Source organism: Caldisericota bacterium (genome assembly GCA_034717215.1).
Classification (GTDB): domain Bacteria; phylum Caldisericota; class Caldisericia; order Caldisericales; family Caldisericaceae; genus UBA646.
Genome location: JAYELD010000015.1, coordinates 13,166 through 27,598, shown reverse-complemented (window position 1 = coordinate 27,598; position 14,433 = coordinate 13,166). Strand labels below are relative to the sequence as shown.

13 protein-coding genes are annotated in these 14,433 nt (G+C 36.6%); 10 read left to right on the top strand and 3 right to left on the bottom strand.

The genetic code is table 11. The features are described from left to right. Positions 1-37: 37 nt before the first annotated feature. On the bottom strand, positions 38-1,051 hold the full coding sequence (locus U9Q18_00635; GenBank protein ID MEA3312866.1) for a reductive dehalogenase: 1,014 nt from the start codon (positions 1,049-1,051) through the stop codon (positions 38-40). A 162-nt stretch (positions 1,052-1,213) separates the two neighbouring features. Then, entirely contained in the window at positions 1,214-2,224 is a 1,011-nt protein-coding gene (locus U9Q18_00630; GenBank protein MEA3312865.1) for a phospholipase D-like domain-containing protein, read from the bottom strand. Positions 2,225-2,329: 105 nt separating this feature from the next. Between U9Q18_00630 and U9Q18_00625 the strand changes: the two genes are divergently transcribed. From U9Q18_00625 to U9Q18_00580, 10 genes are all read left to right on the top strand, one after another. After that, a complete protein-coding gene (locus tag U9Q18_00625; GenBank protein MEA3312864.1) occupies positions 2,330-2,641 on the top strand; it encodes a TIGR04076 family protein in 312 nt (103 codons plus the stop codon). An 8-nt stretch (positions 2,642-2,649) separates the two neighbouring features. After that, positions 2,650-4,353 carry an ABC transporter permease subunit gene (locus tag U9Q18_00620; GenBank protein ID MEA3312863.1) on the top strand — a complete coding sequence of 568 codons (1,704 nt, stop codon included), beginning with the start codon at positions 2,650-2,652 and terminating at the stop codon, positions 4,351-4,353. Next, positions 4,353-5,120: an ABC transporter ATP-binding protein gene (locus tag U9Q18_00615; protein ID MEA3312862.1), complete on the top strand. Its 768-nt coding sequence runs from the start codon at positions 4,353-4,355 to the stop codon at positions 5,118-5,120. Before U9Q18_00620 ends, U9Q18_00615 begins: the two co-directional genes overlap by 1 nt. A gap of 38 nt (positions 5,121-5,158) precedes the next feature. Further along, positions 5,159-5,650 (top strand): AAA-associated domain-containing protein, encoded by a 492-nt coding sequence (locus U9Q18_00610; protein MEA3312861.1) that lies wholly within the window; start codon positions 5,159-5,161, stop codon positions 5,648-5,650. Beyond that, positions 5,650-6,048, top strand: a complete 399-nt coding sequence (locus tag U9Q18_00605; protein MEA3312860.1) for a nucleoside-diphosphate kinase — start codon at positions 5,650-5,652, stop codon at positions 6,046-6,048. Before U9Q18_00610 ends, U9Q18_00605 begins: the two co-directional genes overlap by 1 nt. A gap of 434 nt (positions 6,049-6,482) precedes the next feature. Then, entirely contained in the window at positions 6,483-7,523 is a 1,041-nt protein-coding gene (locus U9Q18_00600; GenBank protein ID MEA3312859.1) for a hypothetical protein, read from the top strand. Beyond that, entirely contained in the window at positions 7,510-8,526 is a 1,017-nt protein-coding gene (locus U9Q18_00595) for a M42 family metallopeptidase (GenBank protein MEA3312858.1), read from the top strand. Before U9Q18_00600 ends, U9Q18_00595 begins: the two co-directional genes overlap by 14 nt. Positions 8,527-8,537: 11 nt before the next feature. After that, the gene (locus U9Q18_00590) at positions 8,538-9,530 is read left to right on the top strand and encodes a M20/M25/M40 family metallo-hydrolase (protein MEA3312857.1); all 993 of its coding nucleotides are present in this window, start codon (positions 8,538-8,540) and stop codon (positions 9,528-9,530) included. A gap of 9 nt (positions 9,531-9,539) precedes the next feature. Continuing rightward, positions 9,540-11,423 (top strand): aldehyde ferredoxin oxidoreductase family protein, encoded by a 1,884-nt coding sequence (locus tag U9Q18_00585; GenBank protein ID MEA3312856.1) that lies wholly within the window; start codon positions 9,540-9,542, stop codon positions 11,421-11,423. Between the two features lie 84 nt (positions 11,424-11,507). Continuing rightward, positions 11,508-13,250, top strand: coding sequence for a chloride channel protein (locus tag U9Q18_00580; GenBank protein MEA3312855.1), 1,743 nt, complete (start codon positions 11,508-11,510; stop codon positions 13,248-13,250). A gap of 47 nt (positions 13,251-13,297) precedes the next feature. On the opposite strand, the gene U9Q18_00575 is transcribed toward U9Q18_00580, so the two are convergent. Further along, positions 13,298-14,425, bottom strand: coding sequence for a trypsin-like peptidase domain-containing protein (locus tag U9Q18_00575; GenBank protein MEA3312854.1), 1,128 nt, complete (start codon positions 14,423-14,425; stop codon positions 13,298-13,300). Positions 14,426-14,433 lie beyond the last annotated feature (8 nt).

The window sequence follows — 14,433 nt, the reverse complement described above, 5'->3', positions numbered from 1 at the left end:
TTTTAAATTAATCCTTTCCATTGTAAGATCCTATTGTTTAAACGGATGAAGGAGTAAAAGGACATACAACAATACAATTTGAACAATCACCTCCGTTTTTAATCCAAAACGTATAGCACTTGTCATGATCTACAGCCCAACGTAATATCCCAGGGTTATTCGATAGGGATACTGTTTTAAAAGAGGGTTCTGTTTCAAATTGTATGGCATCAGCAGAACATGCCTCTGCACATTTTTTGCATTTCTTACAAAAGTTTGCAACTCCAAACTCGATAGGTTCATCTGGTTCCAGCGGTAAATCTGTAAATACTTTACATATTTTTACATTTGGCCCATACTGGGGCGTAATTAATAAACCATTCCGCCCTAATTCTCCAAGACCAGCATCAATTGCAAGCGGGATGCTTAAAGCAGTGTCATTACCCATTGGAATAGCATTATATCCCAAATTTCTAATAAATTCTGCAAGACATGCTATACAAAAAGCCATTTTTGAGTACCCAATTGCGCTGGCGGCACAAGCCGGAAAGGTTGGAGAACTTTTAAGTAACTTGTCATCCACGTGCATTGCCATAACAATTGCATATTTATAGTTATCTGGGATATCAATTGGCTGCTCAAACAAATTAGTTGAGTATATCCAGAGCGGGTTGATTTCGCATATACCCAAAAGAGATGCACCATACAACTTTGCTGCGTCTTTAACTTCTTTGCTCATTGTTCTTCTATTTTTGACAGGATATTTCCTAAGGTCAGGCTTATCCATAATGTTGTTCTGCTCGGTTGGCCTTTCCCAAGAAAATGCTTTGTAAAAATAATCATAAACAGCCCATGCTCCTAAAACTTTGGCAAATTCAATCCGGGAATACCCCTTGTTCTTTTGAGTAAGAATTTTTTTAACATTCTTGTACATGCTTTTTTTATAAAAAGGCGCTTTTGTATCATTGAGTATTCGCCCAAATATGTTTTTCCTTTGATCAAACCGTGTAATAATTTTATTGTTAACGGTGTAGGGAGATGATTCAAACCATTTGCCAACCTTATTACTCATCTATTTCTCCTTATTGCTGGCTAAGTAAACATTTTAACAAAAAATATTTATGCATTCCATTTCTTTCCATTGTCTTTTATTATATACCTCGTTTAATTTTTTACAAAAACAAGTAAATAATGTTCAAAAAAAATATTAAAAAGTCATAGTTTCAAAATTCAGTTATGGTCGAAAATCAGAGAAAAAGGTTGTTTTTAGTTTGCTAATAACATCAGGCGAAGAAACAATAATGCCTACTTCTCTATTTTTGTCAAAGGAAGTAGTAGAAAAATTAATTGAACCAATATATGCAGTAGAATCATCAACAAGAATAGCTTTGGCATGCGTAAATGGAGTTGAGCAAATTGATACCTGAATCTTAGAAACTGAGAACCGCTCATATGCATCAGCATTAGAGTCGATATCTGAAGGATCTGCCAGAATAACACGCACCGACACGTCATTATGTGCTTTGGCAACCAGTAGCTTTTCAAAAGCTGCATCATTCATCACCTCTGCATAAACAAGAATTTCTTTTTCTGCCCCTTCTATGAGATTTTCCAATTTTATTCTTGCGTTTTCAGGACTTACAACAAGAGGCGATTCTGTAACCCTATATGGTTTTCTATCCCAATCTGCCTGGAAAATTTTTTCAAGCTCACCGACAGATATGGAATCCTGGGTTATTATTCCAAACTCTCTATTTTTAGTAAACGCACTTTTTGAAAGATTAAGTGTCAGTATGTAACCATTTGCCATATCTGTTACAAAAAACTTTGAATGCGTAAATCTGTATACTCTGTTAGACCATTTAACATCAACCCCGTAGTGAGCAAGTTTATTCTTTGCTACTTTATTCGCTCCATATCCAAGGTAAGGATTTTCTTCTAAAATCACCCGAACTATTGCTCCTCTGTTCTTTGCATTAATCAATGCGCTTATAATTTTACTATCGGATAGTATATATACTTCTAGGTCCACGCTTTCTTTTGCATTATCTATTGCATCTATTATATACGACCTTCCATCATTTGGCTCAACGAATAATTGAGCACTTTTCAGAGTAGGTAGGGCTGTTTGTGGAGAAAAAATTGGGGAAATGTCCTGAAAAAGATAGCCATAAACAAGAATTAGTATTAGAACAATAACTGTTAAAAATATGTTGAAAGATTTATTGTTTTTTCGTCGACCCATCCTTACTCCTCTCAGTAATTTTTCTATTATAGTAAAAATTCACTAAAATACCTACTTGGAAACAAATTGGCTTTATGCTAAAATTCATTAAGGTGAAATAACATAATGGCAAAAATATATAAGATAAAAATAAAAATTATTGAAATCAGAGGCTCTGGAAAATGTCCTGCAGGCCTCAAAGTAGGAGATACTTTTGATATCGACACAAATGGACAACCTGTGCCTATTAATTTTTGTGGCTGGGCGTTTATGACTTTATGGCCATTTATCACCCCGCTTCGATATGGTGGAACTTTACCTTGGGAAAAAAACCCTGATAAAGCTTATATTTCTTGCCCTGATCCAGATAATACAGTAATTTTTGAACTCACAAGAGAAAATGACGAAAAAAAGTATGAAGAACCTCCTGTTTTTTAACATTTACTATGAGCACAGAAAAAGCAAAAACTGAAAACATCTTTTTAGAACTATTCCTTCTCATCGCTCTTATTGCCCTTGCATATATATTTTATAGAAAAGAAATTTCTGTCACTGATTTTATTTCTACTCTCTCTGTTAAGCACCTTCCTTCGTATGCTTTGCGTTCGTTATTTCGAATGACCTGTGCATACTTACTTGCGCTCCTGTTTTCGGTATTGTACGGTTTTGCCGCTGCGACAAGTGAAAGACGAGCCAGGATTATGCTACCAATCCTGGATATCTTTCAGTCTGTACCAATACTTGCTTTCTTCCCCGCAGCTATTTTCTTTTTTATTGCTGTAATTCCAAGCAAATTCATTGGAATAGAAATTGCCGCAATTTTTTTAATTTTCACTTCTCAAGTATGGAACATTGCGTTTGGCATTTATGAAAGTCTCTCAACTATACCAAGAAACATTGCAGAATCTTACAATTTTTTTGATCCACAAGGACGGTTGCGAACACGAAGACTTCTCTTCCCCGCAATTATTCCAAAGCTTGTTTATAACAGTATGATGAGCTGGACAAATGGCTGGTACTTTCTCGTTGCATGTGAAATATTTGCAGTAGGGAGAGCCTCGTATCGGCTCCCAGGACTTGGGAGTTTCATTATGGAAACTGCAACTCAGTCAAAAATTTCGTTAACACTGCTTGGCATCCTTGTTCTTGTGTTAATAATTATTTTTGTTGACCTTTTTATCTGGAAACCGCTTTCGCAGTGGTCACGCCGATTCCGATATGATTTATCGCCCGGAGAAGAAGAAGAAAAAAGTGAAGTACTGGAAATTGTCAAAGCCTTTTGGAAAATTATAGGCAATATCCTTTGCAAACTAAAACCACTTACTGGAAAAATAGAAAATAATTTTTCACATATTTTAAGAATCACACAAAACAGAATTGTTCATAAATGCAATGTCGTGTTTTCTAAAATAATGCTAATCGGAATTATTGCAGCAGTAAGTTACTTGGTTTATCTTCTTGCTAAGGGCATTCCCAGCATCATAAACGAAATTACCTTTCTTGATCTTGTTGCAACTTTTAAGGGGCTTTTATTCTCTTTTACTCGCCTTCTAATCGCATATCTCATATCACTTATCTGGACTCTTCCAGTGGCAATTACTATGTTCTATCACCCTCGTGGTGCTAAAATTATCTCTCCTTTCATCCAAATATTTGCCTCAATTCCCGCAGTAGCAATATTTCCACTGTTTCTTTATTATTTTATTCGAATTCCTAACGGCTTGAATATTACAGCGATCATCCTTATTCTCACTGGCATGCAATGGTATCTATTGTTTAATATATTCGGTGGGTTGAAAGCAATTCCGAGTGATGTCAAAGAAGTTGTAGATTCATTTAAACCAACAAGATTTCTGAAATTTAAAAGGTTACTCTTTCCTGCATCACTGCCTTCTCTTATGACCGGAACGATTACAGCATGGGGTGGGGGATGGAATGCTTTAATTATTGCCGAGTACATTAGTCTTCAAGGAAAAATATATTCCGTCCCTGGTATTGGCAGTATTCTCAATACTTCATTAAACGAAGACAAAAAAGGAATATTTATTGTTGCCCTCCTAATTATGGTTTTCGCAATCTTTTCAATTAATCATTTTGTTTATCGACCACTTTATGCTAAAATTTCTGAGAGATTCACCATGGAGGCATAATGGCACTGTTAGAGCTAAAAAAAATCAAACAGATCTTTCCACTCAAAAATAAAGAATTAGTAGTTCTTGATGATATTAATTTTGTTGTCAACAATGGAGAATTTGTTGCACTTGTAGGTCCTTCCGGTTGTGGAAAAAGTACGCTCCTTAGAATTATTGCCGGGTTGGTAGCCCCAAGCTCCGGGAAGGTACTTTTTAAGGAGAAATCGGTAAAAGAGATTAATGCCAATGTAAGCATTATTTTTCAGACTTTTGGATTGCTTCCCTGGTTAGATGTTACGGAAAACATAACGCTTGGATTAGAAGCAAGGGAATTTCCTCTGAAGGAGCGGTTACGAAAAGCTTTTAAATACATCGACCTTGTGGGACTGGAAGGTTTTGAAGAAGCATACCCAAGAGAACTTTCTGGCGGAATGAAACAAAGAGTAGGTATTGCAAGAGCATTGGTAATGGAACCGGAACTTCTTCTTATGGATGAACCATTTTCTGCACTGGATGCATTTACTGCCCAAAACTTGAGAGAGGAGATATTGAGGCTATGGGGTTCCGGGGAGCTTTCTTTAAAATCCATCCTTATGGTGACACATAATATCGAAGAAGCTATCTATCTGACTGACAGAGTCATTGTACTCTCTACCCACCCCGGTAAAATCATCAGTGATGTGCCGGTTACACTACCACGGCCAAGAGACCGCGATAGTGTTGAATTCATAAAACTTTATGATAAACTATATTCAACTGTTGTCACTAAAGGTTATAATATATAAAATATAAAAAGGAGGTGAAACCCGACAGGGAAACACTTATGGATGATGTATCACCGTTACCTGCTGTAGATGTAGGAGAAATATTTGGAATGCTTGATTATTTAGCCGAAGAGGGTGGAAGGACAGATGTATATGCAATGGCATCTGATTTAAATCTTGAAATTGATGACCTTCTCCCAATTATAAAGGCTTCAGAACTTTTGAAATTTGTTAAAATTGAAGAAGGAGATTTAATTCTAACTAATTTGGGTAAATCACTTTTAAAGGGAGATGAGAATGAAAGAAAGCTTATGTTCAAAAAAAGCTTAAAAAGGCTTCCTATATTTAAAAAACTTATTAAGTTGCTTCTGAGTATCCCCGATAAAACCATCGATAAAAATGATTTTCTTGTTGTACTACAGCAAGAAATGAGAGAGGCAGAAGCAAAAAATATGCTAAAAACGGCTATAAATTTAGGCCGGTACGCTGAACTTATCGGATATAATCCCGAAGAAAAAGAAATCTACTTGGATGAACTTGGAGAGGAATAATGATAGAAGAAACATTTGTGATGGTTAAACCAGATGGAGTTAGGCGAAAATTAATAGGTGAAGTCATTAAGCGATTAGAAGAGAAATTGATGACAATTGTCGACATTAAAATAGAACACCTTGACCAAGATAAAGCAGAAAAGCTATATGAAATGCATAAAGGAAAAGATTTTTTTGACATACTTATTGAGTATACAATTTCTGAGCCGGTAGTATTAATGAAAATGCAAGGAGAAGAAGCAGTAATGAACTGCAGGATTGTTGTAGGAGAGACTTATCCTGAAAAAAGAAAAGCAGGTTCAATACGAGGTGACTTCTCTCCTTACCTTACTGAAAATATAGTACATGCGGCTTCCTCGAAGCAAGATGCCAAAAGAGAATTAGAACTTTTTTTCTGAAAATTCAAATACGCAATAATTGCTGCTTTGCACAAAATTACAAAAATAAAATGTTTGATTAAGTTAAGCAACACTCTTTGCAGATTTGTTTATTCTCGTAATTATTCTATTTTACAAAAGCTGACCCTGTAAGAGCTTTATAAATTTGAATTTTTTGCTCTCTTTTGTTAAAATAAGAAAATGACAAAAAAGGATACGAAATGGATAAAATAAACGACAGCAAGTTAACAATAAAATTCTTGCTTCATAAAATATGATAACAAATATCTCTGTTTCTTCTATACTTAACAAGGACACGATATTTAAAATTATATTAAGGATAAATCGCAAAAATTATATAATATTAAGCCAAAAATATACTTCTTGCTATAAGCATCAACCGTCTCGTCAATTTCAAGCACAGGATGATTTTCAATCAAATTATGGGAGGTGCTATGAATCGAAAATTAATTGAAGAATTAACTAATGCACATGCCGCAACATCAGAGGAATCAGCATTGCATTCCTTAGTAACTAAAGAATTATCGAATTATGTCGATGAAATTAAAACCCTCAAAAATGGATCGATTTATGCATTAAAAAGGGGCAACCCGGGCAAGTACAGCCTTATGCTTGATGCACATTTAGACGAAGTAGCCCTATTTGTAACAGGAATAACTAAAGAAGGATTCCTTCGTGTTCATACAAAGAGTATTGATTTAAAAGTATTGCCAGGATCCATCGTATGCGTTCATGGAGAGCAAGAATTCAAAGGAGTTATTGGTCTAAAACCATATCATCTTGAATCAGAAGAAAAGACTAAAAAAGCTGTTCCAATCGACAAGATTTTTGTCGATTGCGGTATAGACAGGGAAAGCGCTGAAAAATTGATACCAATCGGGAGTAGTATTACATTTATACCTGGATTTAGTTCTCTTAACAAGCTCATTTCAAATAAATCTCTTGATGACAGAGTTGGTGTTTATACTATTATAGAAGTTCTAAAGAGTTTAAAGAGAAAATTGCCTTTGATTGACATTATAGGGCACTTTTCATCGCAAGAGGAGATTACAGGACTGGGCGCAATTACTTCTACTTATGCGTTGAAACCAAATTTTGCTATTGCAATTGATGCAACTTTTGGATCCTCCCCCAATGAATCCGAGAGAAAAACGTGCAAAATGGGTAAAGGACCGGTTATTTTCATAGGTCCTTCTGCTAATCAAATAATTAACAAAAAACTTTTTGCTGTTGCAGATAAATTTAACATTTCCTTGCAACAAGAGATAGGCATCCTTAGCGGTACTGATGCTACAGAAATTCAACTTGTTGGAAGAGGCATACCTGTAGGAATCATAGGTATTCCTTTACGTTATATGCATACTCCAATTGAAGTAATTGATCCGACAGATGTAGACAAAACAGTGAATCTACTTTCATTATTTATCGAGGAAATTGACGAGCTATTTTTGGAGGCACTTTATGGAGAGCATTAAACTTGTCGAAAAACTAAGCAATACCCCTGGTATTTCAGGAGATGAAATAAAAGTCAGAGAAATACTGAGAGGCGAAATAAAGGAATATGTTGAAAAGGTAGCGACTGATCCATTAGGGAATCTTATTGCCCTGAAAGGAATGAAAAAAAAAGGACCAAAAATAATGTTGAATGCCCATATAGACGAGGTAGGATTAATCATTGATCACATTAGTAAAAATGGATTTCTTCAATTTAAAAAAGTAGGTGGAATAGATGATCGAGTGCTGCTAGGAAAAAGAGTACTTATCGGAGAAAAAGAAATTAGAGGCGTTATTGGGGCAAAGGCTATTCATTTACAAGAAGTAGATGAACGGGAAAAGAGCATAAAATCTACCGAACTCTATATAGATATAGGCGCAAAAGATATGGAAGAAGCAGAAAGTATAGCACCAAGAGGTAGTTTTGTAGCGTTTGATACCAAATTTGAAGAAATTACCGATAGTAAATTCATTGGAAAGGCCTTTGATGACAGGCTTGGGTGTGCCATTATTGTCGATCTTCTTAAACAAAACTACAATGTTCCTATCATTGCACTTTTTTCGACACAGGAAGAAATAGGTCTAAGAGGAGCAGCTGTAGGAGCCCACCAATATACTCCCGATATTTCAATAACTATTGAAGGAACCATTTCTGCTGATTTACCAGAAGTACCGGATCATTTGAAATGCAGTAAATTGGGCCACGGCCCTGTTATCACGGTAAAAGACAGAGGTGTAATTACCGATAATGAATTGCGTAATAAACTTATCTCAACTGCAAAACAAAATAAAATTCCATATCAATTCAAACAAGTTATTGCAGGGGGTACTGATTCGTACAGAATACAAACCACAAGAAAAGGCGTCAAAGTTTTAACTGTGGCAGTACCAGTACGCTATCTTCATTCTCCCGTCTCTCTGTTCTTTAAAAAAGACTATATAAGCACAGTAAAGCTGTTGAATAAATTTCTCAAAAAGTTTTAAAGGAGGCATTTATGGAAAATTTAATTAAAAAACTAGTCTATGCTTTTGGCCCGTCCTCAAAAGAAAACAGCGTAAAAGAAATTATTAAAGAAGAAATTTCAAAAGAAGTCGATGAAGTATATGAAGACAACTTTGGCAACCTGGTTGGCCATATTAAAGGGCCTAACGAATCACTTATGCTTGCAGCGCATATGGATCAGATTGGTGTTATGGTCACAAATATCGATAAAAACGGATTCCTCAGAGTTGGCTCCATAGGGGGGCTACATAAATCTCTTCTTGTTGGCCAAAAAATTCTTTTTGAAGAAGGAGTAGAAGGTTTTGTTTATTATGAAGATAAAGAATCTCCATGGGAATCGAAGGACCATAAATTAGAGAAATTCTATGTTGACATCGGAGCAACTGATCGAACATCCGCAAAAAAACTTGTGCAAATAGGAACAGAGGGCATATACAAACCTTCTTTTTATAAAAACGGCACAAGACTAACTGCACCTGCACTGGATGATAGAATCGGGTGTGCTGTGGCAATACAACTTTTAAAAAATTTGCGGCGTAAAAAGATTAAATATGACCTCTATGCGGTATTCACAGTGCAGGAAGAAATTGGAATAAAAGGAGCAAAAGTATCTTCTTACGGTATCACTCCGGATATAGGAATTGCTTTGGATGTAACAGACGCGGGGGATACACCTGAAAGTCCAGCAATTTCACTTGCTCTTGGAAAAGGCCCTACTATAAAAATTATGGACGCAGGAATGATTGCTTCAAAAAGAATAAGGACGCTGTTAATTGACACAGCAAAGAAAAATAAGATACCTTATCAATTAGAAGTTATTACTGACGGCTCGACAGATGCCGCTGCGATACAAATTACAAAAACCGGAGTAGAATCCGCCGCAGTATCCATCTCCACTCGGTATATTCATACTCCCGGTGAAACACTTGATATGGCCGATGTCGAAAATACTGTAAAACTTTTGAAAAAATTTATAGAAAAATAGGAGGTACCAATGAAAGGAATCACAGGAAAAATACTCTTCGTTGACTTAACCAATGGAAAAAGTACAACTATACTGCTTTCAGAAGAAATTTACACAAAGTATTTGGGTGGTTTAGGAATTGCATCAAGATTACTCTATGATTATCTTGCGCCTGGAACAGATCCGCTATCTCCAGAAAATCCACTCATTATTGTTCCAGGGTTGCTAGTAGGCACCGGACTTTCAACTGCATCAAAAACTACAATTACATTTAAGTCACCGGCAACCAATGCATTCGGAAGAAGTGTTGCCGGAGCCTATCTTGGCATTGCACTTAAAAAAGCCGGATTTGACGGAATGATGATTAAAGGAAAAAGCAACAGACCTGTATATCTTTGTATAGAAGATGGAAATGTAGAAATAAGGGATGCAGCTGATTTATGGGGCAAAGATGCGATAGAAACACAAATTTTTCTAAGAGAAAAACTTGGCAAAGATTTTAGAACCGGGGCAATAGGGCCTGCCGGAGAAAAACTTTCACTCCTTGCAGGTATTGATTTTGAGGAAAGGCAATCAGCGCGAGCCGGTGGCGGTGCAGTGATGGGAAGTAAATTACTCAAAGCAATTGCAGTAAAAGGAACTGGTAATGTGGGCTGTGCAGATAAAGATTTACTTAAAACAGCAATTGCAAACTGGAATAAAAAAATCAACGGCTCGGAAACACAAAAACTGGATATGGCATATGGCTCGGGAGAGTTCTACGAATGGGTTAATAAAGAACGAGGTGTCTTTCCTGTAAAAAACTGGCAAGAAAGCATCTTTGAAGAAAGCTTCGAAAAACATAAAAATGAGAAATCGCCTCTCGACCCTTACTACTGGTCCCCAAAATATACCGAAAAACTTCATCCATGTCCAAATTGCACGAAGCCATGTGGCAGATTCTTTGTGATTAAAGAAGGTAAATATGCAGGCACACGCGTCGAAGGAATAGAATATGAGTTACTCTATGCTCTAGGCAGTGAATTAGGAATAGATAGAATAGAAGTTACCGCAAAACTCAATGAAATATGTGATAGGGCCGGAATAGACGGTATATCTGCAGGCGTTACATTAGGTTGGGCAATGGAAGCATTCGAAAAAGGCATTCTCACAAAAAACGATACGGACGGCATTGATTTATATTTTGGCAATGAAGACGCAGCTATTCAGGCAATGGAAAAGCTGGTCTCAAAAGAGGGGAAACTCGGAGAATTACTCGGAGATGGAGTAAAAAGGGCAACAAAAAAATTGGGGAAAGGTTCTGAAAAGTTCGCTCTTGAAATCAAAGGGTTGGAACCTCCTGGATACGATGTTAGAGGACTGAAAGGAATGGCGCTTGCAATAGCTGTATCTGTGAGAGGTGCCTGTCACCTTACCGGTGGTATTTATGTCCCTGAGCTAACGGGAAGTTTCTGGAAATTAACTAATGTTGATAGACTCTCGACAGAATGGAAGGGATATGAAGTAAAAACAGGAGAAGATTTTATGTCTGTTTATGATACGCTTGGCATGTGTAAATTTTCTCGCGGTCTTTTCTGGCTTGAAGGCACGCTGGATGGATTAAAGGCTGTAACTGGAATTGATTATGATGTAAACCAATTAATGACGATCGGCGAAAGGATTTATAATCTCGAAAAACTTATTAACGTTAGAGAAGGGCTAACTCGAAATGACGATTCTCTTCCTTACCGTGTCACGCACGAACCAATTAAAAACGGAATATCTAAAGGAAACTATGTGACAGAAAAGGAACTTCAAGACATGCTTGATGAATATTACCTCGTAAGAGGATGGTCAAAGAATGGAATACCCACTAAGATGTGTTTATTTAAGTTGGGATTAGACAGTGAAGTAGATTCCGGGGCTTCAATATAATCTTAACCAAAAAGCTAAAGGAGCCCAAATTGAACTCCTTTAGCTTTTCAATATTTTTTGTACCCTTCAATAGGAATAAATAAAATGGAAAAAATTTTTATGCGAGCAAAGGAAAAGAAAACAAAACATTTTATTAAGATATCTTTTTATTCTGCACTTGTAGGGATAATATCTGGTCTGGGTGCAGTTGTATTTAGAACTCTTATTGCGTTCTTTCATAATTTGTTCTTTAATGGAACTTTGTCACTAGCTTATGATTCTAATTTGCATTTTGTTTCCCGGTTTGGAAATTACGTAATAATAATACCGGTAATTGGTGGGATAATTGTCGGGTATCTTATACAGCGGTTTTCGCCAGAAGTAAAAGGACATGGTGTTCCTGAAGTTATGGAAGCAGTAATTATGAGAGAAGGTAAAATAAGACCTATTGTTTCTTTGATAAAAATCCTAGCAACCGCAATAGGCATAGGTTCCGGAGGTTCTGCTGGTAGAGAAGGCCCTATTGTTCAAATTGGAGCAAGCTTTGGCTCTACACTGGGCCAATTATTCCATCTTAAACCAAGAGATATAATTATTCTTGTAGGAGCCGGTGCAGGCGGAGGTATAGCTGCTACCTTTAATGCCCCTATTGCAGGCATACTATTTACAATTGAATTAATACTGCCAGAGTTTAGTACTGAAACCTTTATTCCCCTTGCAATTTCGTCAATAGTGGCAACAAACATTGCAAGAGTCTTTTTAGGGACTGAGCCAGCATTTATTGTGCCAGGCTATACCTTAGCTTCCTCATGGGAATTTCCTCTGTATATAATTTTAGGAATACTCTGCGGCTTTATAGCCATTATCTTCACTAACACTCTCTCAAAACTTGAAATATGGTTCGAACGATTAAGAATTAACAAGTATTTTAAGCCTGCCATCGGAGGACTAATCGTAGGTATCTTAAGTCTGTTTTTTATGAAATGGACGGGACACTACTATCTTTTCGGCGTTGGTTATTCATTTATTACAAGTGTTCTTACGCAGGAAAATATTCCACTCATTATTTTGCTTGCACTTATTTTTGCAAAAATTATTGCGACATCATTTACGCTTGGATCCGGAGGATCCGGAGGAATTTTTGCTTCGTCCCTTTTCATTGGAACGGCAGGAGGCGCTGCATTTGGAATTATTGTTAATAATATTTTCCCTTCCATTACTGCCCCACCCGCTGCTTATGCACTGATAGGCATGGCAGCAGTTGTTGCAGGAACTACCGGTGCAGTAATTACGGCTATTGTGATGGCGTACGAACTAACAAGATCCTATGAAATTATCCTTCCATTAATGCTGTGCGTTATCACTAGCAGATTTATCGTTGCTTTTCTTTATAAAAAAACAATGTACTCAGAACCACTAATGCGACGTGGAATACATGTACATAGCGGCCATGAGATTAATGTTCTTTCGACAGTTAAAGTAAAAAACGCAATGATAAAAGACGCAGAATATCTATATTTGAGCGACAATATAAAGCAGGCAAAGAAAATAATCTCAGAGAAAGGAATTGCAAAAATTCCTATTCTAAATGGCGAAGAACATCCAGTTGGAATCTTGCATACTATTGATATATTAAGTGTCGATGATAACAAAAAAATTGATGAATTTGTTACAGTAAAAGATTTTTCTATCCCAGAATCGGACTCACTTTTAACTGCTCTTCACCAAATGGAGAAACTTAAAACAGATGTTTTAGCTGTTGTAGACAAAAAGGGTCAATTTGCAGGAGTGCTTCCTGCAAATCTTTTACGAAAACTGTATATTAAAAAGCGAGAAGGGCTCTTTTAAAAATTTTTTGGAAGTGCTTACCTTTTTACAAACAATTAACTACTACTTCATTCTGCAAATGGTGGTTGTACAGAAAGAGTGAGCTCTAATTTTATCACTTCGCTGATATTTTTTCTCTTTACCTCCAGCATGATGCTATCTCCTGCATTGCGTGAACGTACAATTTTTAGAAACTCATCAGTTGTATCAACAGAGACACCATCAATTGATACAATAATATCTCCTTGCTTAATTCCTGCATTTTCTGCTGGACTACCTGGCATTACTCTAATCACGACAATCCCCGGAGCATATTTAAGATTAGCGTTGTTAGCAAGTTCTTCAGTCATTGTAGTAAGCTCTATCCCAATGTATGGCCACTCCATTTTGCCGGTTTTTTTAATGTTATCAATAACTTTCTTGCAAGTATCAGTTGATACTGCAAATCCAAGACCTTGTGCCTGGCTATATATCAGCGTATTAATGCCGACAACTTCACCTTCAAGATTTACTAGTGGCCCACCACTGTTTCCGGGATTAATTGCAGCATCAGTTTGAATGATGCCATACATTGTTTGCCTGCCAATATTAATATTTCTTTCAAGAGCACTTATCACTCCTGTAGTTACGGTATGATCTAACCCATATGGATTACCAATTGCTACAACGAACTGTCCTACTTTAAGCTTTGCTGAATCGCTAAGTTTTGCTGTAGGTAAATTTTTCTCATCAATCTGTACTAATGCAACATCGCTAATAGGATCTGCTCCAATCACTGTCCCTTTATATATTTTTCCACTGCTTAATGTTACCTCAATCTTATCAGCATCCTCTATAACATGGTAGTTGGTTAATATAAGACCATCTGACTCTATAATAACACCAGATCCAAGTCCCTGTTGTGGGGTAGTCTGCAAAAAGAAAAAATCAATTACTTCCTTCGTAGACACAATTCTCACCACTGACGGAGAAACTACAGTAACCACGTTTACAATAGCATTCTCAATTGATGGGGCTTCATTACTGCTTAAAATATATTCTTTTTGTTGGTCATTTGTTGTACTAACCTGTGCCCATGGAAAGATTGTCGGATTCTGAAACACAAGGTAGGTTCCAAAAATGCCGCCAACAATGCTTCCGATAATAATACCTATAATGAGCGCTATAACCCAGTTTCTTCTCCTCATTTCTTCCATATTTTCTA